This window comes from Pseudomonas sp. LS2P72, from assembly GCF_054897865.1.
Map to the genome: position 1 here is coordinate 5,554,490 of NZ_CM142708.1, position 23,333 is coordinate 5,577,822.

Sequence of the window (23,333 nt, forward strand, 5' to 3'; positions counted from 1 at the left end):
CTCCCGTTGGCACAGCTCCTGCTATAGCCCAAGCAGGCTGCGTTTCAACGCGCTCCACAAAAACAATTAAATGAAGGATCCGTCATGGATAACTCACAAACCCTGCCTCTTGGGTCGGCAGCTTCGACTGCCAAAGAAAGAACCACTGCCAGTCGCATCAAATCGATCTTCAGCGGCTCTGTCGGCAATATGGTCGAGTGGTACGACTGGTACGTCTACGCCGCCTTCTCCCTGTACTTCGCCAAGGCCTTTTTCCCCAAAGGCGACACCACCGCACAACTGCTGAACACCGCCGCGATCTTCGCCGTGGGCTTCCTGATGCGCCCGATCGGTGGCTGGCTGATGGGCCTGTACGCCGACAAGGCCGGTCGCAAGAAAGCGCTGATGGCTTCGGTGTATCTGATGTGTTTCGGCTCGCTGCTGATTGCCCTGAGCCCCGGTTATGAAACCATCGGCATCGGCGCACCGATCCTGCTGATTTTCGCCCGTTTGCTGCAAGGCCTGTCGGTTGGTGGCGAGTACGGCACCTCGGCAACGTACCTTAGCGAAATGGCGACCAAGGATCGTCGCGGCTTCTACTCCAGCTTCCAGTACGTGACCCTGATCTCGGGTCAGCTCATCGCGTTGGCGGTGTTGATCGTGCTGCAACAAGTCCTGACCACCGAAGAGCTGTACGCCTGGGGCTGGCGCATCCCGTTCGCCATCGGCGCGCTGTGTGCCGTGGTCGCGCTCTACCTGCGTCGTGGCATGGAAGAAACCGAGTCGTTCACCAAGAAAGAGAAGGCCAAGGAAAGCGCCATGCGCACCTTGATGCGCCATCCGAAGGAACTGATGACCGTGGTCGGCCTGACCATGGGCGGTACCCTGGCGTTCTACACCTACACCACGTACATGCAGAAATACCTGGTGAACACTGTCGGCATGAGCATCTCCGACTCCACCACTATTTCGGCCGCCACACTGTTCCTGTTCATGTGCCTGCAACCGATCATTGGCGGGCTCTCGGATAAAGTCGGTCGCCGGCCAATCCTGATTGCCTTCGGTATTCTCGGGACGCTGTTCACCGTGCCGATCCTGACCACGCTGCACACCGTGCAAACCTGGTGGGGCGCGTTCTTCCTGATCATGGCAGCGCTGATCATCGTCAGCGGCTACACCTCGATCAACGCGGTGGTCAAAGCCGAACTGTTCCCGACCGAAATCCGTGCGCTGGGCGTCGGCCTGCCGTACGCGCTGACCGTGTCGATCTTCGGCGGCACCGCTGAATACATCGCACTGTGGTTCAAGAGCATCGGCATGGAAACCGGTTACTACTGGTATGTCACCGCGTGTATTGCCGTGTCGTTGCTGGTCTACGTGACCATGAAAGACACCCGCAAGCATTCGCGGATCGAGACGGACTGAGTCCGCCAGCGACACAAAAAAGGGGCAGACCTGGCAAAGGTCTGTCCCTTTTTCATTGACGCTGAAAGCGTGCGATCAAGACAAGTAAGGTGCGCCACGAACAATTTGTCACATAAGCAAAAGAGCGAATTAATCAGCGGTTAACGCCCTCCACGGACTCTCCTCGCCGATTCATTGCATTGTGCAAGCGAACCTGGAGTACACACCATGAAAACCCAACTGATCCTCGCCCTGACCCTCTCTGTACTGGCCGCCAATACCTTCGCCGCTGACGGTTACGATCGCACCGGCTCTGCCGCTTTCACCTTAGGAAGTGGCGCTGCAGTCGCCTCCGCTGGAAACGATCGCACTGACTCAGCCGAGGTCGCTTCCGACGGCGCCGATCACACCGAGGCAGCCCGTACCAACTGATCGAACGCTGGAAATTACTCGTCAGCCCTTGCACTATGGCCGTCTTCGCGACGAACCGAATTCAGGAACCCCCATGCCATGGCTGACGACATCCATTTCTACGAACCCGCCAACGGCCACGGCCTACCGCATGACCCGTTCAATGCCATCGTCGGCCCGCGTCCCATTGGCTGGATTTCCTCTCAGGATGCCAATGGCCGCCTGAACCTGGCGCCTTACAGTTTCTTCAACGCGTTCAACTACATTCCGCCGATCATTGGGTTTTCCAGTGTCGGACGCAAAGACAGCCTGAATAACATCGAACAGACCGGCGAATTCGTCTGGAACCTGGCGACCCGGCCACTGGCCGAGCGAATGAACCAGTGCTCAGCCATGGTCCCACCTGAGGTCAACGAGTTCGAACTGTCCGGGCTAACTCCGGCAGCGTCGAAAATCATTCAGGTGCCGCGCGTCGCCGAAAGTCCGGTGTCCTTTGAATGCAAAGTCACGCAAATCATTCAGTTGCAGCGGGCCGATGGCGAAGTGGTGCCGAGCTGGCTGATTCTCGGCGAAGTGGTCGCCGTGCATATCGCCAAGTGGCTGTTGAAGGATGGGGTGTACGACACCGCCGCGGCAGAACCGATTCTGCGCGGCGGCGGCCCAGCGGATTATTTCCAGCTGGGGCCTGAGGCGTTGTTCAAGATGTATCGCCCGGGGGCGGTCAAGTAATTACCAGATCAGGTCGCCGTCTTCGCTGACGTCCCTGAGACGGGTCAGCTCTTTGGCTGCGGCCTCATCGGCCTCATGGGCAGTTTTGAAGGTCTGTTCTTCGAGCAGCTTGTGAAAGCGTGGCGCACCCGAACCACCGATGGCCTTGGTGGCGATTGCGGCGTGATAACCGCCTTCACGGGGTACTACGGCAGATACGGCTTCGAAGGTTTCAAAGGCTTTGCGTGCCATGTCGTGGATCCTGGCTGAATGGAGAATTGCGCCATTAAACCCTCAACCCGCCATTTTGTGTACCCACGACTGAGACTGCCCCAGCGCCTGGGCGGCCGACACGTCCTTGAAGGTATGGAAATCCAGGCTGTTGACCACCAGGTCCTGCACCAACTCGGCAAAAATCTGCATGGCCGGGGTGCTGAAGTAAGCAGTCATGGCCTGCTGGTTCATCCAGAAACCGGACACCAGCCACAACTCCGGATCGCACTGCGAATGTTGCAGGGCAAAATTCAGGCAACCCGGTGCGCTGCGGGACGGCTCGATCAAGGCGCTCAGGCGCGCACCGAGTTCCGCCGAACGCCCGGCGCGGGCGCGGACAAAGGCCATATGACTGACGGGGATTTGCGTAGACATGTTCAACCCTCCCAGGTACTCGAGTGGCAGCCGTGGGACGGGCTGCGACAGGATCAAAGGTTAAGCGCGCAGGCAGAAGCGCGGTTAGTCGATTCCTGCCGGCTTGTTGCACAATCCTGCGCGGCTTCTCGAGGAACCTGTAACAACCTGTAAACGCTTTCGTGCCAATGAAACAGGGCTTTCAAGCAAGTTTCCCTTGGGTTGCCCTGTCATAGAGGCACCGTTAATCCACGCCATGCAGAATCAGGCAAGCTTGAGGCAGGATGTGTCTACCGCTTCGCCTTGCACAAACTTAAGCTCAGCTCATTACCAACGCCTTGCCGAGGATGCCTTGCATGTCGTCGCTCGATCACTTTCAAGCCCCGCTGGACGCCGAAATGGAGAAACAGCGCGCGGAATTGGCCGCTATCATTCGCCAGAACACGGCGGAGGATGGCACTTATGCGACTTCCGTCGGCTCGCTCTTCATGTCTCGCCATAGCAAATCCCATGAGTTTGCCCCGGTACTGGCGCAACCCGCGCTGTGCATCATGGCGCAGGGCCGTAAAGAGGTCAGGCTGGCCGATGAGTACTTCAATTACGATCCGCTGAATTACCTGGTGGTCTCAGTTTCGATGCCACTGAGCGGGCGCGTGGTGAATGTCACGTCTGAAGAACCGATCCTCGCGGTGCGGCTGGATATTGATCCGGCGGAAATCTCCGCGCTGATTGCCGACGCCGGCCCGCTCGGTGTGCCCACCCGGCCGACAGGGCGTGGCTTGTATGTCGAACGGATCGATACCGCGATGCTCGACGCGGTGTTGCGTCTGGCACGTTTGCTGGATGCGCCGAAAGACATCGCCATGCTCGCACCGCTGATTCGCCGGGAGATTCTTTATCGGTTGTTGCGCAGCCAGCAGGGTCATCGGCTGTACGAAATCGCTATCGCCAACAGCCAGAGCCATCGCATCAGCCAGGCGATCAAATGGCTCAACGGCAACTATGAACAGCCGCTGCGCATCGATGATCTGGCGAAGGAAGTGAACCTGAGCGTGTCGACGTTGCATCACCGGTTCAAGGCGATGACGGCGATGAGTCCGTTGCAGTATCAGAAGCAACTGCGTCTGCAAGAAGCGCGGCGGTTGATGCTGGCGGAAGGGTTGGAGGCTTCGGCGGCGGGGTATCGGGTCGGGTATGAAAGTCCTTCGCAATTCAGCCGTGAGTACAGTCGATTGTTTGGGGCCCCACCGTTGCGGGATTTGGCGCGGTTGCGGTTGACGGTCTGATCTGGTTTTTGTGCTGGTTTTGCCGGCCTCATCGCCGGCAAGCCGGTCTCGCTCCCACATTTGATCGCCTGTGAACACAGAATTTGTGAACACCTCAGATCAAATGTGGGAGCGAGACCGGCTTGCCGGCGATGGGGCCAGTCAGTCAGGCGCCAAGTACTCGGCACGCCTCAGCCGGCAACGTCACCGAAACCGGATTGCCAATGCTCAACCCAAACCCCTGACACGGCGTACTCAACGCCGTAAACGACACCCCGGAACACTCAACGGTGGTTTCAATCGTCGCGCCAATATCGCGCACGAACGTCACCTTGCCGAGCAACCGATTCCCCGCCGTCGCCTGTGGATGCGACAGTTGCAGGTCCTCAGGGCGAATCAGCATCTTCACTTTCTCACCCACCACGATGCTGCTGCAGATCGGCACTTCCAGCGCATCGCCACCCGGCAGCCCAATCTTGCCGTTGCCCAGCGCGGTGGCCGGGAAGATATTGCCCGAGCCGATAAAGTCCGCGACAAATTCATTGGCCGGGTGACGATAAATCTCAATCGGCGTGCCCACTTGCTGCACGCGATGCTCACCCAATACCACGACGATATCCGCCATGGTCATGGCTTCACGCTGGTCGTGGGTCACCATGATGGTGGTGATGTTCAAGCGTTGTTGCAGCTGACGGATTTCCACCTGCATCGATTCACGCAGCTTGGCGTCCAGCGCCGACAGCGGTTCGTCGAGCAGGAGGATTTTCGGGTGATTGGCAATCGCCCGGGCAATCGCCACGCGCTGACGTTGGCCACCAGAGAGTTTCGACACCGGACGGTCGATCATTTCCTGCAACTGAATCAGTTGCAGCAACTCCACCACCCGCGCCTGCTGATCAGCCTTGCTGACGCCACGCAGTTTCAGCGGATAGGCGATGTTCTCCCCCACCGTCATGTGCGGAAACAGCGCCAGCGATTGAAACACCATGCCGAAATTACGTTGATGCGCCGGCGTGTGGCCGATGTCTTCACCGTCCAGGCGAATCTCGCCGCCGCTCAGGGTTTCGAGCCCTGCGATCATGCGCAGCAACGTGGTTTTGCCGCAGCCCGAAGGACCGAGGAAACACACCAGTTTGCCCTCAGGCAAATGCAGGTTTACATCCTTTACCGCGCAGGCCGAGCCGTAATGTTTCTCGACGTTTTCCAGAATCAGACCAGTCATGTTGCACCTCAAATCAAAAGGAAACGCCGCCCTCGCCCACCAGCTTCTCCAGCGCCCAGATCAGGACGAAGTCGATCAGCACGATCAGCACGGCAAACGAGAAAACGGTTGGGTCGAGCGATGACACGGTGCGGCTGTACATCCAGATCGGCACGGTCATGACGTCGATGGTGTAGAGGAAGTACGTCACGGTGAATTCGTTGAACGAGACAATGAACGCCAATAGCATCCCCGCCAGAATCCCCGACTTCATCAGCGGCACGACCACATCGATAATCGCCCGGGTCGGTGAAGCGCCAAGCATCTGCGCGGCCTCTTCGACTTCGCTGCCGATGGAGAGCATTGCGGCGGTGCAGTTTTTCACTACGAACGGTAGCGCCAGGATTACGTGGGCAATCACCAGTCGCGACGTAGTCATTTGAAAGGGCAGGCTGTCGAACACCAGCAGCAACGCCAGCCCCAACACCACCATCGGAAACACCAGCGGCAGCGACATCAGTTGCAGCGCCACGGCTTTACCGCGGAACTCGCAACGGGTCAGCGCGTAAGCCGCCGGCACTGCGACGATCGTGGCGAAGACCATGGTCAGGCACGCGACCATCAGGCTGGTGGTCATGGCTTTGCCGAGGCTCAGCACATCGCTGGAATCCGGCGACACGAAGGTGTTCCAGGCAGCCTTGTACCATTGCAGGCTGTAGCTGTTCGGCGGGAAGTCGAGGTTCGACGCACCGCTGAACGACATCACGATCATGGTCAGGATCGGCAACACCGCCAGCAGCAGGATGAAGCCCGACAGGATACCGGCAAACTTGCCGGTCTCGCCGGGCAGCAGCCCATAACGTTTCTTGATCACAGAGCTCATTGCGAAGCCTCCAGCATGCGCCGACGACGGCCAGTGATGTATTCGGACAAGGTCATGATCGCGAGCGTGGTGACAATCAGCACCACACCGGCAGCAGAGGCGGCGGGCCAGTTCATCAGCGGGGCGATCTGGTCATGGACCATCACGGCCAGCATCGGCACGCGTCGACCACCGAGCAGCAAAGGCACCACGAAGCTGCTGGCGTTGTAGGCGAATACCAACGTCGCGCCGGTGATGATCCCCGGCATGCTCATCGGCAGCACCACCTGACGGAACACCTGCAAACGGCTGGCACCCAGCGTTGCAGCGGCTTCTTCATAAGTACGGGCGACGCCGCGCATGGCGCTGGCAATCGGCAGCACGGCCAACGGGAACGCGGTTTGCACCAGGCCCATCAGTACGCCGTTCTGGTTGTAGAGCAGCATGATCGGGCGCTTGATCAGGCCCAGGCCCATCAGTGCCTGATTGAGCATCCCGCCAGGTCCCAGAATCACCAGCCAGCCGTAGCTTTGCAGCAGCAGGTTGACCAGCAATGGCAGCAGCACCGCAGCGAGGAAGATCCGTCGCACGAAGGGTGAGGTCAGCCGCGACATGGTGTAAGCCACCGGAATCGCCAGCACGACCGCGATCACCGCGCTGATCAGCGCCAGACGCAGGGTCAGCAGCAAGGATTTGAGGTAATACGGTTCCAGCAATTGGGCGTAACTGGCCAGGCTGAACCCGGTCCATTCCGCGCCTTTGGTGCCCACGCTCATGCGCAGTACCAGCAGGCTGGCGGCGATCAATACGCCCAGAAACAGCATCGACGGCGAGAGGAAAATCCAGGCACGCGTCGTCGGCGAAACACCCCGATTGGTGCGCACTGAAGCGGCGGCGACCGGATGAGTCAGAGGTTGGTGTTCCATAGCAAGGGTCTCGTCAATGGAAGATCTTGGCGAGTGCTGCGCACTCGATCGCGGGCAAGCCATGCTCCTACAGGTAAGGCGCTGCTCTTGTAGGAGCAAGGCTTGCCCGCGATGAGGTTCGAAGAACCTCCCTGCGATTCAGATCAGGAAGAAAAGATTTCCGTGTAACGACGAATCCATTGGTCATGCACGGAGGCCAGGAAGGCGTTGTCGTGCATGATCGCTTTCTCGGCAATCTGCTCCGGCGTGAGGATGTACGGGCTCTTGCGCGCTTCGGCGGAGATGATCGCCTTGGCGTTGACCGGACCGTTGTAGATGTCCTCAGCCATCTTGCCCTGCACCAGTGGGTCCAGAGAGTGGTTGATGAAGGCGTAGACCAGGTCGGTATCGCCCGGACGATTCTTCGGCATGACCGAGAGCATCAGGTCGGTGTAGAAACCTTCCTTCATGCCGAACGTGGCGCCCAGACCGTAAGCCGGGTCACGGATCTGTTTCGGGAAAAACGCAGGAGCGTACAGGCCACCCATGTCCAGAGAGCCGGTGCGGAACAGTTCGGCGATCTGGTTCGGGTTTTCACCCAGGGTCACCACACGATCTTTCAGCTCGGCGAGTTTCTTGAAGCCAGGCTCGATGTTGTGCTCGTCACCACCGGCCAGTTTGGCGGCGATGATGATCAGGTCCATCGCTTCGGTCCAGTTCGGCGGTGGCAGGAATATGTTCGGCGACAGGTCCGCATCCCACAGCGCGGCGTAACTGTCCGGCGCTTCCTTGATGGTGCGGGTGCTGTAGACGAGGCTGTTGCACCACAGCAGGTAACCGATGCCGTGACCGTTGGCGCCGGTGCGGTACTTCTCCGGTACGTCGACCAGGTTGGGGATGCGATTGAGGTCGGGTTTTTCCAGCAGGTTGGCGGCGGCCAGACCTTCGGCGCCGACGCCTGCCAGGGTGATGATGTCGTACTGCGGACGATCACCGGCGGCCTTGAGTTTGGCGACCATTTCCGAGGTGCTGCCGGTACGGTCGGCGATGACCTTGCAGCCGTACTTGTCTTCGAAGGTGGCCGCGATGTTGCGCAGTGCGGCCAGGCCCGTGTCATCGGACCAGGTCAGCAGGCGCAGGGTTTTGCCCTGGAAGCGTGTGTCGCTGGCATTGGCCTTGACGAAGGGCAAACTCATGGCCGCCGCGGCTACGGACGCCACGCCCACGGTTTTAATGAATTGACGTCTGTTTAAATCATGCTCGCCCATGAAGGACTCCCTTTGTTTTTGTAAGTATGAGGTTGGTCGCAACCGTTGCATCCGCGCGCCCAGATCAGCACCAAACCCCCGGTTTCAAAGGGCTTGAGTTGAGCCGACCGCTTCATCCTGAGGTCGTGCAAAACACCTGACTATCGATAAAAACTCATTGAAGCCATGACGCCAGCGCATGCCTCGTGATGAGGCATGTGCTGACCCTTTTCGAGCCGTCAGACCGCTCGAATCACGTGTTTGATTTCCTGGAAAGCCTGCAAGCCCCACGGCCCCAATTCGCGGCCGATGCTGCTCTGTTTGTAGCCACCCCAAGCGGTCTGCGGGAAGATCACTTGTGGCGCGTTGATCCACACAAGCCCCGCCTGCAAGGCGTTGGCGACCCGATCTGCCGCTTCGGCGTCGCGGGTGACCACGCTGGCCACCAGACCGAACTGGCTGTCGTTAGCCAGGGCAATCGCCTCGGCTTCGGTGGCAAAACTGCGCACGCAGATCACCGGGCCGAAAATCTCTTCACACCACAGCGCACTGTCGAGGGGCACTTCGGTGAAAATCGTCGGCTGTAAAAAATAGCCGCGCGACAGGTTTGCCGGACGATTGCCGCCGCAAACCAGCTTGGCGCCGGCACTCAAACCACGATCGATGTGGCCGAGTACGCGCTGGTATTGCGCCTGATTGACCAGTGCGCCCATTTCCACGTTCGGGTCGAACGGGTCGGCCACGCGAATGGCTTCGGCGCGGGCCTTCAAACGGATGAGGAATTCGTCCGCCAGTTCATCGGCGACCAGCACGCGGCTGGTGGCCGAACACATCTGCCCGGCGTTGAAGAAACCGCCGCCACAAGCCACTTCCACGGCCAGTTCGATGTCTGCGTCTTTGAGCACCAGCAGCGAGGATTTTCCGCCCAGTTCCAGGCTCACGCCCTTCACGGTTTCTGCAGCACGCTGCATGACTTGAACACCGACGGCGTTGCTGCCGGTGAAGGAAATCTTGGCAATGCGCGGGTCGGCCGACAACGGCGCGCCGACGGCCAGGCCAGTGCCGCAGACCAGGTTGAACACACCCTTGGGCAGTCCGGCCTCGGCGATGATCGTCGCCAGTTCCAGCTCCGGCAGCGGCGTGACTTCAGACGGCTTGAGCACCACGCAGCAACCGGCGGCCAGGGCCGGGGCGAGTTTCCAGGCAGTGGTGACCATCGGGAAATTCCACGGCACGATCAGGCCAACCACACCACACGGCTCACGGCGCACACGAGCGCTGAAGTCGTCGGTTGGCAGCTCTACATTGCTGTCTTGCTTGGCATCGAGCCCTTCGGCCAGACCTGCGTAGTACTCGAAGGTGGCGATCACGTCGTCGACATCGATGGCGGCTTCAAACAGCGGCTTGCCGTTGTTGCTCGACTGCAAATGCATCAACTGTTCGCGGCCGGCCTGCACGCCCGCAGCGATTCTGCGCAGGATCGCGCCGCGCTCGGCGCCGGTGGATTTCGACCAATCCTTGAAGGCATTGGACGCGGCAGTGACGGCTTGATCGACTGCCTGTTCATCGCCGCCGTTCACGGTGGTCAACAGGGCTTCGGTGGCCGGGTTGATCACGCGCAGGTGTTCGTTGCCAGCGGACCATTGGCCGTCGATGAACAGGCCATCCAGCGCCGTTGGGAAAGTCATGCGGAAAGTCATTTCGACACCGCCTTCATCCACACACTCTGATCGATTTCAATCAGGGTCGGACCCTGGCGATCAGTAGCGGCACGCAGTGCGCTGCGCAGTTGCTCGACACCGCAGACGGCTTCGGCTGCACAGCCCAGCGCCTTGGCCACACCGATGAAGTCCGGGGTGTAGATGTCCACGCCGACCGGCTCAATGGCGCGATTGACCATGTATTTCTTGATCTCTTCGTAGCCCTGGTTATTCCACAGCAGGACGATCACCGGGGTGCGCGCTTCAACGGCGCTGGCCAGTTCCGGCAAGGTAAATTGCAGGCCGCCGTCGCCGATCAGGCACACCACTGGAGGCCGCGCGCCGTTTTCGACGCTGCCGCCGAGCCAGGCGCCAATCGCCGCCGGCAAGGCGTAACCGAGGGTGCCGTAACCGGTGGACGAGTTGAACCAGCGACGCGGGCGTTCCGTGTTGAAGGTCAGGTTGCCGGTGTACACCGGTTGGGTCGAATCGCCGACAAAAACGGCCTCTGGCAATTCGTGCAGCACGGTTTCCAGAAAGCGCGTCTGTGCCAGCGTCGGCGCATCCCAAGTGGCGGCCAATTCTTCGCGCAAACGCGCGGCACGCACTTGACCCCAATCGTTGCGGCGCTCGGCCAGCGACTTGTGGGACAGCGCACTCAGCAAGGCCTGAGCCGCGTTGCGCGAGTCGGCTACCAACGCGAATTTCGGCGGGTAGTTGCGCACGGTCTGGTCGGGGTCGATGTCCACACGCAGCAGCACGCCAGGAATCTCGAAACCGCCAGCGAAGGTGATGTCGTAATCGGTCTCGGCCAGTTCGGTGCCGATCGCCAACACCACGTCCGCTTCAGCTACCAGAGCGCGAGTTGCGACCAGGCTCTGGGTCGAGCCGATCAACAACGGATGGTTGGATTCGAGCATGCCTTTGGCATTGATGGTCAGGGCCACCGGGGCGTCCAGCAGTTCGGCCAGTTCAGTCAACTCGGCGGCGGCATCGATGGCGCCGCCACCGGCGAGAATCAACGGGCGCTTGGCACCGGCCAGCAGCGCGGTCATGCGGCTGATTGCACTCGGCGAGGCACCGGCGCGGTCGATGTTCACCGGGACGCTGGCGAGCAGGTCATCGGCCTCTTCGACCAATACGTCCAACGGAATTTCGATATGCACCGGACGCGGACGGCCGGCCTGGAACAGCGCAAAGGCACGCGCCAGGACGCCCGGCAATTCAGCCGCCGACATCAAGGTGTGGGAGAACGCCGCCACGCCACCGACCAATGCGCTCTGGTTTGGCAGCTCGTGCAGCTTGCCGCGACCGCCGCCCAACTGGCTGCGCGATTGCACGCTGGAGATCACCAGCATCGGGATCGAGTCGGCGTAGGCCTGGCCCATGGCGGTGGTGATGTTGCTCATGCCAGGGCCGGTGATGATGAAGCACACACCCGGTTTGCCGCTGGTGCGAGCGTAACCGTCGGCCATGAAACCGGCGCCCTGTTCGTGACGCGGAGTGACGTGGTTGATGCTCGAACGGGCCAGCCCGCGATACAGCTCCACGGTGTGAACCCCGGGAATGCCGAACACCTGCTCAACCCCGTAATCTTCGAGTAACTTGACCAATACTTCGCCGCACGTCGCCATGTCTTTGCCCTTCTTGTTCGTTTGAGACGCCGGACCTGCGCAGTGTTTATGATGAGTGGGCAGGTCCAGGGATGGCCTCATTGGAACGGGCGACACGTAGCCGCAACAATGGATAAAAAGTCATACTAGCCATGTCCTCACGTCATACCTTGGATCCCAATGAAACGATTGCCTCCCCTGCCGGCGCTGCACACTTTTCTGATTACCGCGCAGTGCTGCAACTTCACCCGTGCTGCCGAACAGCTGTACATCACCCAAGGTGCGGTGAGTCGGCAGATCGCCGGGCTGGAAGAACATCTGGGTTATGAACTGTTTATTCGCCAGGCCCGAGGCCTTGGTTTGACGGCCGAAGGACGGGAATGGCTGCCACGGGTCCAGCAGATTTTCGGCTTGATCGACGAGGCGGTGGAGCAGATCGGCGAGAAGCGCGAAACCCTGCAACTCAAGGCCCCGACGTGTGTCATGCGCTGGCTGTTGCCGCGGTTGTTGCAGTGGCAACGGGAGCGCCCGGATGTGCCGGTGGAATTGACCACCACGGTCAAGCACGGGGTGGATTTTCATCGCGAGCAGTTCGATGCGGCGGTGATGTACGGCGCACCGCCGGACAGCGCGCTGGCCTCTTTTCATTTGTTCGATGAGCAACTGACACCGGTCTGCTCCAAACCTCTGCTGGAAGGTCCAGTGCCGCTGATGACGCCGGAGGATCTGGAGCAGCACCTGTTGCTGCACCCGACACGGGATGAACGGGACTGGAAAGCCTGGCTGGCCACTGCGGATATTCGCTTGAGCAATGTCGGCAAAGGCCAGCATTTCGAAACGCTGGATTTGGCGATGTCGATGGCGTCCCAAGGGACAGGTGTGGCGATTGGGGATTGGTCGTTGATTGGCGATGATTTGAGTGCTGGGCGGCTGGTCATGCCATTTGAATTGAAGGTGAAGACGGGGTTGGCGTATTACCTGGTTTTCCCGGAAAAACCCGGGCCTTCGCCGAAGTTGAGGGAATTGATGGGGTGGTTGGTGGAGCAGGCGCAGGCGCGCTGATGTGCGTGGCGTGGCGTGTCAGTTAGATCCGCCCCTCACCCCAGAGGGGAGAGGGGGAAAGGGAGCCGATCTTCATGCTTTTCAAACCTGAGTTCGACTCGATTACTCAGGTCGATGTACCTCCAAGAACAACTCGGTCAGTCCCCTCTACCCCCTGGGGAGAGGGTTAGGGTGAGGGGTGGTTTTCAGCTCAATACCCGACTGCAAACCGCTGGCGGGAATGCTTTGGCGCTTCCACTTCATCCAACATCGCAATCGCATAATCAGCAAAAGTGATCCAGCTCCGCCCTTCGCTACTCACCAGCAAATCATCCTTGCCAACCCGAAACGTCCCCGTGCGCTCACCTTCGACAAACTCTGCCGACGGCGACACAAAGGTCCAGTCCAGCTCTTTTTCCTGCCGCAGGTTTTCCAGAAACAGCGCACCGGCACTGGCCTCAGCCTTGTACGCCGGCGGAAAACCCTCGCTGTCGATGACGCGAGTTCCGTCCGGCAGCAACAGCGATCCGGCACCACCCACCACCAACAGACGTTTCACACCGGCCTTCTTCACCGGCCCGATCACGGCGCTGGCAGGAAGGGTCGCGAAGTGCGCAGCGCTGATCACCATGTCATGTCCAACGACTGCCGCTTGCAAGGCTTCGGCATCGAGGGCATCGACATTCTTGGCGACCACACCGGCACGCTGGCCGATCTTCGAGGTGTCACGGGCAATCGCCGTAACGCTGTGACCACGACGCTGGGCTTCTTCCAGCAGTTGGCTACCGGCTCGACCGGTGGCACCAATGATTGCGATCTTGCTCATGACGTTCTCCAGTTGGATATTGGTGAGTCAGTACAAATCTGGATGATGAAAGGTCTTTGTGGTGAAGGGATTACCTGCGGCTGTAGGGATTTATCTGTGGCGAGGGGATTTATCCCCGTTGGACTGCGCAGCAGTCCCAAGCGTTTACGACTGCTTCGCAGCCGAACGGGGATAAATCCCCTCGCCACAGGAAAGCCCTACAGCCACAGACAAGTCCAACAGCAATAGTTAATCCCCTCATTCACCCCACTTCATCTCGCCCTTGGCGACTTTGGCGCTCAGCTCAAGCGAGCTTTCTTCACCCAGCTTCGGGTAGCGTTTTTTCATCGCGGCGATCAGCGCGGCAGCATCTTTTGCTTTGGCGGTTTCTTCGTCGAACGCCTTGATGTAATCGGCGGTGAACTGCACGGCGGCCAGCGAACGGGCGCTTTCACTGAGGTAATGACCCGGCACAATGGTTTTCGGTTTCAAGGTTTCGATGGCATGCAGCGTAGTCAGCCAATCGGCGTGGGACTGCGGCGTCTGGGTGTCAGCCATCCACACGTGGATGTTTTCCGCCACGACAACGCCACCGACCACAGCCTTGATCGACGGAATCCAGACAAAGGTGCGATCCGGCTGCTTGCCGTCCAACCCCAGCACCTGCAACTTCTGCCCTTCGAGCATCAGGCTGTCGCCTTTGAGTACCTGCGGCACGATGGTTTTGGCCGGTACATCGGCGCCCATTTTCGGCCCCCAGAACGCCAGTTTGCCGTCGACGGTTTTCTGGATGTGATCCACGGTCGGCTGCGAGGCGAGCACTTTGGCGTTGGGGAAAGCGGCGGTCAGGGTGTCGAGGCCGAAGTAGTAATCCGGGTCACCGTGGCTGATGTAGATAGTGGTCAGTTGCTTGCCGCTGGCGCGGATCTTCTCGACCACTTGCTCAGCCTGGGATTTGCCAAATTGCGCATCCACCAAGATCGCGTCTTTCTCGCCACTGACCAACACCGAGGTCACCGGGAAGATCGCCTTGTCGCCCGGGTTGTAGACATCCAGGGTCAGAGTCGAGGCAGCCGCTGCGTGGGCAGCGAAACCGAGGGTGGCGGTGGCCAGCAAAATACGTTTAAGCGAGGTGAAGCCGATCATCTGTTGCTCCGTTGTCCGAATGCCGTGTTTGGCGATGGGACAGAGCTTAGTTGCATGACTCAGTACAAAAAATGCGATGCTGGGACATAGTTTGTTTCTGAAAGCGGGCAAATCATGGATCGTCTACAAGCAATGCGGGTGTTCGTCACGGTGGTTGACCTCGGCAGCCAGTCGGCCGCCGCCGATCACCTGGACCTGTCACGGCCAGTGGTTTCGCGCTATCTGGCGGAGCTGGAGGATTGGGTGGGCGCACGCCTGATGCACCGCACCACGCGCAAGTTGAGCCTGACCGCCGCCGGCAGTGAAATCCTGCCCCGTTGTCGGCAAATGCTCGACCTGTCGACGGACATGCAAGCCGCCGTCAGCGAACCGGACGAGGCACCACGCGGCTTGTTGCGGATCAGCGTCAGCACTTCGTTCGGTCAGGCACAACTGGCGGATGCCATGGCTGCTTACGTCAAACGTTACCCCGGCGTCAGCATCGACCTGCAGATGCTCGACCGCACGGTGAACCTGGTGGATGAGCGCATCGATCTGGCGATCCGCACCAGCAATGACCTGGACCCGAACCTGATCGCGCGGCGACTGACAGTCTGCCGCTCGGTGATCTGCGCTTCCCCTGCTTATCTGCTCGAACACCCGACGCCGCTGCGGGTTGAGGATCTGAGCCAGCACAATTGCCTGACCCACTCCTACTTCGGCAAAAGCCTCTGGCATTTCGAGGAGGACGGCGAGCAGGTGTCAGTGCCGGTGCAGGGCAACATCAGCGCCAACGAAGCCAGCACGTTGTTGCGCGCGGCGATGGCCGGCGCCGGGGTGGCGATGCTCCCCAGTTATCAGGCCGGCGTGCATATCCACAGCGGCGAACTGATCCGCCTGCTGCCCCACGCCGAACCCCGGCAAATGAACGTTTACGCGGTGTATGCCTCACGCAAACACATGCCGGCGGCGTTGCGCAGCATGCTGGATTTTCTGGTGCTCAGATTCCCCGAGGAGCCGGAATGGGATATCGGCCTGTAACCGTATCCCCTTGTGGGAGCGAGCCTGCTCGCGAATGCGGCGGGTCAGCCAAGGTCATTGTTGAATGATTAACCGCATTCGCGAGCAGGCTCGCTCCCACATGGGGATATCAGTGTTCTGAATACCGGGTTACATGCAAACGCCGCTTTGCTGGCAACTCACTGGCGCTGACCTATGCTGAAAGTAGTACCGAAGGGTATTCGTTCAGAGGTCAACGCCATGAACATCAAAACAAGAAGATACCTCGCGATTTTCATCACCTGCGCGGCCACGCTCGCGCTATATGGCACCGCGGCCTGGCGCGTCGAGCAGTTGCGACAACTGCCCCGTGAATACGCGAGCTGCAACTTCGAACGCTGCATTCCCCACAACGCGACCCTCAACGCCCTCAAGTAACGAAGGGGATCAGGCCTCTTTGTCCTGATCGGCCTTCAAGCGGTCGCGAAATGCCTTGGGCGAGATCCCCACTCGACGCCGGAACAGGCGCGTGAAGTTGGTCGGATCGGAGAATCCCAACACGTCGGACATTTCATAAATGGTCATGCTGGTGTAGGTCAGCAAACGCTTGGCCTCCAGCAACTGACGTTCGTGCATGATCTGCAACGCCGGTTGTCCCGCCAGCTCACGGCACGTGCCGTTGAGGTGGGACACGGAAATCCCCAGCCGATGCGCCAGGTCTTCAACCTTGACGTGTTGGCGATAGGTCTCTTCCACCAGTTGGATAAAACCGTTCAGATACTCCCGGGCACGCTGCGGACGCTGGCTGGCGTGACGACGGGAAATCACCTGGCGGCTCACCCACACCATGATCACGCTGACCAGCGAATGCATGAGCATTTCGCGAGCCGGCTGGTGGCCGGTGTATTCGTCTTGCAGCGCTGAAAACAGGCTGTTGAGGTAGTCGCCTTCCTTGCCCGCCGGATAACTTTCGGCCTGGGCCAGGGCGTTCACCGAGTTGCCCAGTTGCGCCTGAAGATGGGCAACCAGCGGCGCAGCCAGGGTCACGACAAACCCTTCGACGTCCTCGGAAAACCGGAAGCCGTGCACCGACAGCGGTGGCAGGATCTGAATCGCCGGCTCGGTCAGCTGCGTACGTTTGCCTTCGATTTCAAGCTCTGCCTGACCTTTGAATACGAAGAGCAACTGGCACAAATCGGCATGGCGGTGGGGTTTGATTTCCCATTGGTGTTCGCGGCTGCGTTTGGAAATGGTTTCACAGTGCAGCAAGTCCGGGGTCGGCCAATCCAGGCTTTCACCGTAGAGCTTGAACACTGGAATCGAAGGTAGGTCAGGCTTGTTCATCACTTCAATCCAGGCCTCGGGGTAGGCGGGCGATAATCGCACCGATTGGCAGAATGTACAGGTATCGGCTCAGTTTTCCCCTTCAATTGACAGACTCGCGAGAGAAAAATGCAAGCACTTGATCCATAAAAATTATTCACCGGCCCTCGTCGCGTGAAGCTTGCGAGTCATAAAAACAATGAAAACGCTGAAAACCCAAATCGCTATTATCGGCGCCGGTCCGTCCGGTTTATTGCTCGGCCAATTGCTGCATAACGCTGGCATCGACACCCTCATTATCGAACGCCAGACCCCGGACTATGTGCTCGGACGAATCCGTGCCGGCGTCCTCGAACAAGGCATGGTAGAGCTGTTGCGTCAGGCCGGGGTGGGTCAGCGGATGGACGCCGAAGGGCTGGTCCACACTGGTTTCGAACTGGCCCTCGACGCACGCCGGGTACACATCGATCTGCAAGCCCTGACCGGTGGCAAAACGGTGATGATCTACGGTCAGACCGAGGTCACCCGCGACCTGATGGCCGCTCGTCGGGAGGCCGGTGCGCAGACGATTTACGAGGCAAACAACGCCGTTCCTCACGGGATGAAAACCGAAGAGCCGTTCGTGACTTTTGAGAAGGACGGCGAGCTGTATCGACTCGATTGCGACTACATCGCCGGGTGCGACGGTTTCCATGGCGTGGCCCGGCAGTCGATTCCTGCCGAGTGCCTGAACGTGTTCGAGCGGATCTATCCGTTTGGCTGGCTGGGGATTCTTGCCGATACCCCGCCAGTGCACGAAGAGTTGGTTTACGCCCGGCATGAGCGCGGTTTCGCCCTGTGCAGCATGCGTTCGGCCACCCGCACTCGCTACTACCTCCAGGTACCGGCCGACGAGCACGTCGAGAACTGGTCGGATAAGCGCTTCTGGGATGAACTCAAATCCCGTCTGCCTGGCGCATTGGCAGCATCGTTGGTGACTGGGCCTTCCATCGAAAAAAGCATCGCGCCGTTACGCAGTTTTGTCGTCGAACCGATGCAGTACGGACGGATGTTTTTGGTCGGCGACGCCGCACACATCGTCCCGCCCACCGGCGCCAAGGGCCTGAACCTGGCGGCCAGCGACGTCAGTACGCTGTTCAACATTTTGCTGAGGGTTTATCGAGAAGGTCGTGTGGATTTGCTGGAGAAGTACTCCGAGGTCTGTTTGCGCCGGGTGTGGAAAGCCGAACGGTTTTCCTGGTGGATGACCTCGATGCTGCACCGCTTCGACGATCACGACGCCTTCAGCCAGCGGATTGCCGAGTCGGAACTGGGGTACTTCGTCGACTCCGAGGCCGGTCGAAAAACCATTGCAGAAAATTACGTCGGCCTTCCATACGAGGCTATCGAATAGCCTGCTACCGACTTACACTTGGCGAGCATCCCCGCTCGCCTTGCTCCTTGCGGGTCAATCAATGTCCGCAGGTTCTAACCCGTGACCAATCTCAACCAGCCTGAAGCGCCAAAACCGGCCATTCGCAGCGTGTTGATCGCCCTGATGCTGGCGATTTTTCTGGGCGCGCTGGACCAGACCATCGTCGCCGTGTCGATGCCGGCCATCTCCGCACAATTCAAGGACGTCAGCCTGCTGGCCTGGGTGATTTCCGGCTACATGGTGGCGATGACGGTGGCGGTGCCGATCTACGGCAAACTGGGCGATCTGTACGGTCGACGCAAGTTGATGCTGTTTGGCATGGGGTTGTTCACGGTCGCTTCGCTTTTTTGCGGCATGGCCCAGAGCATGGAACAACTGGTGCTGGCGCGGATTCTTCAAGGCATCGGTGCTGGCGGGATGATTTCGGTCAGCCAGGCGATCATCGGCGACATCGTGCCGCCCCGGGAACGCGGCCGCTATCAAGGCTATTTCAGCAGCATGTACGCCGTGGCCAGCGTAGCCGGCCCGGTACTCGGCGGTTACATGACCGAGTACCTGTCATGGCGCTGGGTGTTCTTGATCAATCTTCCGCTGGGCCTCGGTGCCTGGCTGGTGGCCAATCGAACGCTGGTGGGTTTGCCAGTGCCGCAACGCAAACCGATCATCGATTACCTCGGCACGTTGCTGATGATCATCGGCTTGACCGCCTTGTTGCTGGGCATCACCCAGGTCGGCCAGGGCCATTCGTGGCGCAGTGCGCAAGTGCTGGGCCTGCTCGGTTGTGCGGTGTTGGTACTGGCGCTGTTCGTCTGGCATGAACGCCGGGCGCGGGAGCCGCTGCTGCCGATGCATTTGTTCGCCAATCGCAATGCGATCCTGTGCTGGTGCACGATCTTCTTCACCAGTTTCCAGGCAATCTCGCTGATTGTGTTGATGCCGCTGCGCTTCCAGAGCGTTACCGGCGCCGGGGCCGACAGCGCCGCATTGCACCTGTTGCCGCTGGCGATGGGCTTGCCGATCGGGGCGTATTTCGCCGGCCGCCGAACCTCGGTGACCGGGCGCTACAAACCCATGATCCTGACCGGCGCCGCGCTCATGCCGATCTCGATTCTCGGTATGGCGTTCAGTCCTCCCCAGGCATTTGTGCTCAGTAGTCTGTTCATGTTGCTTAGCGGGATCGCTAGCGGCATGCAATTTCCGACTTCCTTGGTCGGTACGCAGAACTCGGTGGCACAACGGGACATCGGTGTCGCCACCAGCACCACCAACCTGTTCCGCTCATTGGGCGGCGCGGTGGGTGTGGCGTTGATGTCAGCCCTGCTGCTGGCGTTGTTACAGGACTCAAGCTTTGCCCACCTGGCCGGCCCTTTGATGATTGCCGAGGGCAGTTCCGGAAATGTCTTGCTCGATGGTTTGAACGCCGCGCCGGGGGATGCGCAAAATGCCTTGCGTGCCGAACTGCTGCTGACCTTTCAACAGTTGCTGATGGTCAGCGCGGCGGTGTCGCTGCTGGGGCTGGCGGCGGCGATTGCCATGCCGAATTTGGTGTTGCGTGGGCGCGAGGATAAGGTTCGATAGGAAGACCGAGTCGACTGCAATCGCGAGCAGGCTCGCTCCCACATTGGATTTCCGTCGTACATAAATTCTGTGATCACTGGAGATCTACTGTGGGAGCGAGCCTGCTCGCGATTACGGTGTGTCAGGCACCGCCATTCAAGGGCTGTAATACCCGACAGCCACCAGAAAATGCCCGACCTTTTTCAGGTAGGCATGTTTGTCCTCGACCTTGCCGGTCACCGGGTTTTTCCAGCGGTATTCGTATTCGCCGTAATCCTGCTTGGCCATCAGCGCCAGGATCGGCTCCCCAACCGGCTTGCCGTCCGGGTCCTTGATCTTGCTGAAATCGGTATCGATCAACCGCAGGTTGGTGCCGTGGGCGACATATCGCTGGTTATCCAGGTCGACGACGAAGACATACAGGTCATCCTGCAAGTAACCGCCCTTGAGGGAGTTGATGGCTGTGAGCGTCCCCTTCTCGTCCATGGCCAGATCGGCCGCTGCTTTGTTCAGCAACGCCATCGCCTGTTCCGCTGAGGCCCGTGGCACGTAGTAACCCACCGCCAGAATCCGCTGACCGATGCGCTGGTAGAACACATGCTTGCGTTCGACCTTGCCGTCGGCCCAGTTCTGCCAGCGATATTCGGCCTGCTGAATGCCATTGCCCTCCGGCACTTTCAAGGCGTCTTTGAAGGCTTTCTGCAAGTCCGGCCCGAGCACATCAGACACATCACGGCCTATCAACGCTGAGGACGGCCCACCACTGGCGAGCATCACGCCCTTGGTGTCGACCACGAACACGTAACGATCCTTGTCGACAAACTCGCCCTGACGACTGAATGCAGCGAAGGCTTTGTCGCCATTGTCGTGGTAGTACGCCAGGGCTTTTTCCAGCAGGGCTTTGGCAGCCTGGCTGTCGTCCTTTTCCGTGCCGGCGGCTTGAGCCTGGCCCAGGCACAGCAAAAGCATCACGCCCAGCAAGGCCAACCTGTGCAAAAACCCCATTGCGCATCCCTCGTTCTTGTTGGTGTTTCAAGAGCGTAGACGGCAATGGGGCATGTATGGATATTCAGCGAATGGCAGTGTGTAAGAAGATCATTCCCGGGGAATCCGGGAATGATCCATGGCTCAAGGCCGGGCGCGCAGCTGCTGCTGCAGATTCTGGATCTGCGCCTGCAGGGTGTTGATGTTGCGGGTGACCTGGCTACGGAAGGCGTCGAATTCGGCAGTATTGGTCCCGCCTTGAGCCACGGCCGGACGATTGTCCTGTTCGCTTTTGAGAATAATGACTTCCTGCTCCAGACGCTCGATGGCGGCGCTCGGGTTGCCTTGTTTCTTAAGGGCAACGATATCGGAGCCAAGGCTCTTGAGTTGCGCGTCGAATTTGTCTATGTCCGCCGGGTTGCTTTTCAGCACGGCTACATCGCTGTTCAAGACTTTGACCTGAGCCTGCAATTGAATGGTGGCGGTCTGTTGTTCGGTGCCTTGCTCGGTTATCTGCGCCAAGCGCTTATCCAGATCGGTGGTCTGTGCGCTCATCAGTGCCAGGCGCTTGTCCAGATCGGTGGTCTGGCCGACAACGCCTTGCTGTTGTTTGCTTTGATCCTGGAGCTTGCTTTCCAGCTGTTTGATTTGCAGCTTCAAGGCTTCGCTGTCGCTGCTGACGTTGGTCTGACTGGCGACAACCTTGCCGGAAATATCCTGCAAGCGCCCCGCCGCATCCTCACTGATACGCGCGAAACTTTCCTGGGTCGCCACCAATTGCTGCTCCATCAGCGAAAGCTGCTGGAAGCTCCACCAGGCAAGGCCGGCGAAAGCAAAGAACAAGGCGCCAACCAGCGCCCACAGCGGGCCGGTGCTCGGGCTTTTGACTTTGACGACTGGCGTGGTCCGCGAATGCACGGAGTTGCGAGCCGTAGGCGGAAAGTCATCGTCGTCGAGGCTGTCGGCACGCAGGCTCGGTACATCGAAGTCGTCGTTGGCATCGTTACGCATGGACATTGAGTCAACCTTTGTGGAACGCGGTGATGGCTTGATGCGGCGCAGTATAACCCCCACTGCCGCATCGATTGACCCTCAACCCCGAACTCGGTTCAGTGTGGCGGCGCTAACCCATGCGTCAGCGAATGTCCTGGGCCTTCCACCAGCCGCAGAATTCATCGAGGGCGGTCCAGAGACTGACTTTGGGATCGTAGTCCAGATAATGCCGGGCGCGGCTGATGTCGAGGGTGAAATTTTTGTTCATCACCTGCATGCCCAGGCGCGACAGGGTCGGTTCGGGACGACCCGGCCACAATTTGCACACCCCCTCGTTGAGCGCCGCCACGGTGTAGGCCAAGCCGTAGGAACGGTAGCGCGTGACCTGTGGGACATCCATCTTGCGCATCACGTAATTGACCACGTCCCACAGTGGAACCGGCGTGCCGTTGCTGATGTTGTAGGCCTTGCCCAAGGCCGAACCACTGGCCAGCAAACTGCTGAGCAACGCTTCATTGAGGTTTTGCACGCTGGTGAAATCAACCTTGTTCAGGCCGTTACCGATGATCGCGAGCCGTCCTTTGCGCTGCATTTTCAGCAATCTCGGGAAGATGCTCATATCACCAGCCCCCGTCACGAAACGCGGGCGCAGGGCCAGGGTTTCGAGGCCGAACTCCTGAGCGCCGAAAACCTTTTGCTCGGCCAGGTATTTAGTGGCGGCGTAGGGATGCTTGAAGCGCTTGGGCACCTGTTCTTCGGTCAATCCCAGGTGATCGCGGCCATCGAAGTAGATCGACGGCGACGACAAGTGAACCAGTCGCCGAACCCGCTGTTTCAGGCAGGCCTCGACCACGTTTTCCGTGACCTGCACGTTGCCTTGATAGAAGTCCTGATAACGCCCCCACACACCGACCGCACCGGCGCAATGCACCACGGCTTCCACGTCTGAGCACAGATCGCGTGCCAGTTCCGGGTCGCTCAAGTCCCCCTGGATGAACTCGGCGCCACGGCGCACCAGATGCTCCACACTTTCGGCCCGGCGACCGTTGACCCGCACGTCCAGGCCCTGCTCCAGGGCAAAACGCGCAAAGCGCCCGCCAATGAAGCCGCTTGCGCCGGTAACCAGAATCTTCATGAATTACTCCGAATATTTCGTTTTACGTATTGCGT

General features: G+C 59.6%; 22 protein-coding genes and 1 pseudogene. 9 read left to right on the forward strand and 14 right to left on the reverse strand.

Annotated features, from left to right (window positions below; genetic code table 11):
* Window positions 1-84: 84 nt before the first annotated feature.
* The 3 genes and pseudogenes from ACYZUA_RS25550 (at window position 85) to ACYZUA_RS25560 (ending at window position 2,523) form a co-directional block, all read left to right on the forward strand.
* Window positions 85-1,404, forward strand: coding sequence for an MFS transporter (locus ACYZUA_RS25550; RefSeq protein WP_461961093.1), 1,320 nt, complete (start codon window positions 85-87; stop codon window positions 1,402-1,404).
* Window positions 1,405-1,611: 207 nt separating this feature from the next.
* Window positions 1,612-1,806: pseudogene (locus ACYZUA_RS25555) on the forward strand (hypothetical protein); the annotation flags it as partial.
* A gap of 87 nt (window positions 1,807-1,893) precedes the next feature.
* A complete protein-coding gene (locus ACYZUA_RS25560) occupies window positions 1,894-2,523 on the forward strand; it encodes a flavin reductase family protein (protein WP_461961094.1) in 630 nt (209 codons plus the stop codon).
* Here ACYZUA_RS25560 and ACYZUA_RS25565 read toward each other — a convergent pair whose 3' ends face one another.
* On the reverse strand, window positions 2,524-2,754 hold the full coding sequence (locus ACYZUA_RS25565) for a hypothetical protein (protein ID WP_008156042.1): 231 nt from the start codon (window positions 2,752-2,754) through the stop codon (window positions 2,524-2,526). It abuts the gene before it with no gap.
* Between the two features lie 42 nt (window positions 2,755-2,796).
* Window positions 2,797-3,150 (reverse strand): putative quinol monooxygenase, encoded by a 354-nt coding sequence (locus tag ACYZUA_RS25570; protein WP_123368238.1) that lies wholly within the window; start codon window positions 3,148-3,150, stop codon window positions 2,797-2,799.
* Between the two features lie 335 nt (window positions 3,151-3,485).
* Here ACYZUA_RS25570 and ACYZUA_RS25575 point away from each other — a divergent pair, with 335 nt between their 5' ends.
* A complete protein-coding gene (locus ACYZUA_RS25575; RefSeq protein WP_461961095.1) occupies window positions 3,486-4,415 on the forward strand; it encodes an AraC family transcriptional regulator in 930 nt (309 codons plus the stop codon).
* 145 nt (window positions 4,416-4,560) lie between these two features.
* Here ACYZUA_RS25575 and ACYZUA_RS25580 read toward each other — a convergent pair whose 3' ends face one another.
* The 6 genes from ACYZUA_RS25580 to ACYZUA_RS25605 form a co-directional block, all read right to left on the reverse strand.
* A complete protein-coding gene (locus ACYZUA_RS25580; protein ID WP_046049700.1) occupies window positions 4,561-5,616 on the reverse strand; it encodes an ABC transporter ATP-binding protein in 1,056 nt (351 codons plus the stop codon).
* A 13-nt stretch (window positions 5,617-5,629) separates the two neighbouring features.
* Window positions 5,630-6,478 (reverse strand): ABC transporter permease, encoded by an 849-nt coding sequence (locus ACYZUA_RS25585; RefSeq protein WP_461961096.1) that lies wholly within the window; start codon window positions 6,476-6,478, stop codon window positions 5,630-5,632.
* A complete protein-coding gene (locus tag ACYZUA_RS25590) occupies window positions 6,475-7,383 on the reverse strand; it encodes an ABC transporter permease (protein WP_283181492.1) in 909 nt (302 codons plus the stop codon). Before ACYZUA_RS25590 ends, ACYZUA_RS25585 begins: the two co-directional genes overlap by 4 nt.
* A gap of 143 nt (window positions 7,384-7,526) precedes the next feature.
* Complete coding sequence (locus tag ACYZUA_RS25595) at window positions 7,527-8,630, reverse strand: extracellular solute-binding protein (protein WP_461961097.1); 1,104 nt, start codon at window positions 8,628-8,630, stop codon at window positions 7,527-7,529.
* Between the two features lie 218 nt (window positions 8,631-8,848).
* On the reverse strand, window positions 8,849-10,297 hold the full coding sequence (locus ACYZUA_RS25600) for an aldehyde dehydrogenase family protein (RefSeq protein ID WP_461961098.1): 1,449 nt from the start codon (window positions 10,295-10,297) through the stop codon (window positions 8,849-8,851).
* Between the two features lie 8 nt (window positions 10,298-10,305).
* A complete protein-coding gene (locus ACYZUA_RS25605; protein ID WP_461961099.1) occupies window positions 10,306-11,943 on the reverse strand; it encodes a 5-guanidino-2-oxopentanoate decarboxylase in 1,638 nt (545 codons plus the stop codon).
* Between the two features lie 159 nt (window positions 11,944-12,102).
* On the opposite strand from ACYZUA_RS25605, the gene ACYZUA_RS25610 reads away from it, so the two are divergent.
* Window positions 12,103-12,984, forward strand: coding sequence for a LysR substrate-binding domain-containing protein (locus tag ACYZUA_RS25610; protein WP_461961100.1), 882 nt, complete (start codon window positions 12,103-12,105; stop codon window positions 12,982-12,984).
* A 190-nt stretch (window positions 12,985-13,174) separates the two neighbouring features.
* Here the strand turns inward: ACYZUA_RS25610 and ACYZUA_RS25615 are convergent, their stop codons facing one another.
* Window positions 13,175-13,789 carry an NAD(P)-dependent oxidoreductase gene (locus ACYZUA_RS25615; RefSeq protein WP_461961101.1) on the reverse strand — a complete coding sequence of 205 codons (615 nt, stop codon included), beginning with the start codon at window positions 13,787-13,789 and terminating at the stop codon, window positions 13,175-13,177.
* Between the two features lie 237 nt (window positions 13,790-14,026).
* Window positions 14,027-14,914, reverse strand: a complete 888-nt coding sequence (locus ACYZUA_RS25620) for an MBL fold metallo-hydrolase (protein WP_461961102.1) — start codon at window positions 14,912-14,914, stop codon at window positions 14,027-14,029.
* A gap of 114 nt (window positions 14,915-15,028) precedes the next feature.
* Here ACYZUA_RS25620 and ACYZUA_RS25625 point away from each other — a divergent pair, with 114 nt between their 5' ends.
* Window positions 15,029-15,934 (forward strand): LysR family transcriptional regulator, encoded by a 906-nt coding sequence (locus tag ACYZUA_RS25625; RefSeq protein WP_461961103.1) that lies wholly within the window; start codon window positions 15,029-15,031, stop codon window positions 15,932-15,934.
* Between the two features lie 219 nt (window positions 15,935-16,153).
* The gene (locus ACYZUA_RS25630) at window positions 16,154-16,330 is read left to right on the forward strand and encodes a hypothetical protein (protein WP_170206612.1); all 177 of its coding nucleotides are present in this window, start codon (window positions 16,154-16,156) and stop codon (window positions 16,328-16,330) included.
* Window positions 16,331-16,339: 9 nt separating this feature from the next.
* Here the strand turns inward: ACYZUA_RS25630 and ACYZUA_RS25635 are convergent, their stop codons facing one another.
* Window positions 16,340-17,236: a helix-turn-helix domain-containing protein gene (locus ACYZUA_RS25635; protein ID WP_461961104.1), complete on the reverse strand. Its 897-nt coding sequence runs from the start codon at window positions 17,234-17,236 to the stop codon at window positions 16,340-16,342.
* 178 nt (window positions 17,237-17,414) lie between these two features.
* Here ACYZUA_RS25635 and pobA point away from each other — a divergent pair, with 178 nt between their 5' ends.
* Both pobA and ACYZUA_RS25645 read left to right on the forward strand, forming a co-directional pair.
* Window positions 17,415-18,608, forward strand: a complete 1,194-nt coding sequence (pobA, locus tag ACYZUA_RS25640; RefSeq protein WP_461961105.1) for a 4-hydroxybenzoate 3-monooxygenase — start codon at window positions 17,415-17,417, stop codon at window positions 18,606-18,608.
* Window positions 18,609-18,689: 81 nt separating this feature from the next.
* The gene (locus tag ACYZUA_RS25645) at window positions 18,690-20,207 is read left to right on the forward strand and encodes an MDR family MFS transporter (protein ID WP_461961106.1); all 1,518 of its coding nucleotides are present in this window, start codon (window positions 18,690-18,692) and stop codon (window positions 20,205-20,207) included.
* Between the two features lie 135 nt (window positions 20,208-20,342).
* Here ACYZUA_RS25645 and ACYZUA_RS25650 read toward each other — a convergent pair whose 3' ends face one another.
* The 3 genes from ACYZUA_RS25650 to ACYZUA_RS25660 all read right to left on the reverse strand — a co-directional run bounded on the left by ACYZUA_RS25650 (window position 20,343) and on the right by ACYZUA_RS25660 (window position 23,298).
* Window positions 20,343-21,191, reverse strand: coding sequence for a cache domain-containing protein (locus ACYZUA_RS25650; protein ID WP_461961107.1), 849 nt, complete (start codon window positions 21,189-21,191; stop codon window positions 20,343-20,345).
* A 123-nt stretch (window positions 21,192-21,314) separates the two neighbouring features.
* Window positions 21,315-22,187 (reverse strand): ATPase, encoded by an 873-nt coding sequence (locus tag ACYZUA_RS25655; protein ID WP_461961108.1) that lies wholly within the window; start codon window positions 22,185-22,187, stop codon window positions 21,315-21,317.
* A gap of 118 nt (window positions 22,188-22,305) precedes the next feature.
* The gene (locus ACYZUA_RS25660) at window positions 22,306-23,298 is read right to left on the reverse strand and encodes an NAD-dependent epimerase/dehydratase family protein (RefSeq protein ID WP_461961109.1); all 993 of its coding nucleotides are present in this window, start codon (window positions 23,296-23,298) and stop codon (window positions 22,306-22,308) included.
* Window positions 23,299-23,333: the final 35 nt, after the last annotated feature.

Coding starts and splice junctions, on each gene's coding strand:
- ACYZUA_RS25550 (WP_461961093.1), top strand. CDS start 85: ATGGATAACTCACAAACCCTGCCTCTTGGGTCGGCAGCTTCGACTGCC.
- ACYZUA_RS25560 (WP_461961094.1), top strand. CDS start 1,894: ATGGCTGACGACATCCATTTCTACGAACCCGCCAACGGCCACGGCCTA.
- ACYZUA_RS25565 (WP_008156042.1), bottom strand. CDS start 2,754: ATGGCACGCAAAGCCTTTGAAACCTTCGAAGCCGTATCTGCCGTAGTA.
- ACYZUA_RS25570 (WP_123368238.1), bottom strand. CDS start 3,150: ATGTCTACGCAAATCCCCGTCAGTCATATGGCCTTTGTCCGCGCCCGC.
- ACYZUA_RS25575 (WP_461961095.1), top strand. CDS start 3,486: ATGTCGTCGCTCGATCACTTTCAAGCCCCGCTGGACGCCGAAATGGAG.
- ACYZUA_RS25580 (WP_046049700.1), bottom strand. CDS start 5,616: ATGACTGGTCTGATTCTGGAAAACGTCGAGAAACATTACGGCTCGGCC.
- ACYZUA_RS25585 (WP_461961096.1), bottom strand. CDS start 6,478: ATGAGCTCTGTGATCAAGAAACGTTATGGGCTGCTGCCCGGCGAGACC.
- ACYZUA_RS25590 (WP_283181492.1), bottom strand. CDS start 7,383: ATGGAACACCAACCTCTGACTCATCCGGTCGCCGCCGCTTCAGTGCGC.
- ACYZUA_RS25595 (WP_461961097.1), bottom strand. CDS start 8,630: ATGGGCGAGCATGATTTAAACAGACGTCAATTCATTAAAACCGTGGGC.
- ACYZUA_RS25600 (WP_461961098.1), bottom strand. CDS start 10,297: ATGACTTTCCCAACGGCGCTGGATGGCCTGTTCATCGACGGCCAATGG.
- ACYZUA_RS25605 (WP_461961099.1), bottom strand. CDS start 11,943: ATGGCGACGTGCGGCGAAGTATTGGTCAAGTTACTCGAAGATTACGGG.
- ACYZUA_RS25610 (WP_461961100.1), top strand. CDS start 12,103: ATGAAACGATTGCCTCCCCTGCCGGCGCTGCACACTTTTCTGATTACC.
- ACYZUA_RS25615 (WP_461961101.1), bottom strand. CDS start 13,789: ATGAGCAAGATCGCAATCATTGGTGCCACCGGTCGAGCCGGTAGCCAA.
- ACYZUA_RS25620 (WP_461961102.1), bottom strand. CDS start 14,914: ATGATCGGCTTCACCTCGCTTAAACGTATTTTGCTGGCCACCGCCACC.
- ACYZUA_RS25625 (WP_461961103.1), top strand. CDS start 15,029: ATGGATCGTCTACAAGCAATGCGGGTGTTCGTCACGGTGGTTGACCTC.
- ACYZUA_RS25630 (WP_170206612.1), top strand. CDS start 16,154: ATGAACATCAAAACAAGAAGATACCTCGCGATTTTCATCACCTGCGCG.
- ACYZUA_RS25635 (WP_461961104.1), bottom strand. CDS start 17,236: ATGAACAAGCCTGACCTACCTTCGATTCCAGTGTTCAAGCTCTACGGT.
- pobA (WP_461961105.1), top strand. CDS start 17,415: ATGAAAACGCTGAAAACCCAAATCGCTATTATCGGCGCCGGTCCGTCC.
- ACYZUA_RS25650 (WP_461961107.1), bottom strand. CDS start 21,191: ATGGGGTTTTTGCACAGGTTGGCCTTGCTGGGCGTGATGCTTTTGCTG.
- ACYZUA_RS25655 (WP_461961108.1), bottom strand. CDS start 22,187: ATGTCCATGCGTAACGATGCCAACGACGACTTCGATGTACCGAGCCTG.
- ACYZUA_RS25660 (WP_461961109.1), bottom strand. CDS start 23,298: ATGAAGATTCTGGTTACCGGCGCAAGCGGCTTCATTGGCGGGCGCTTT.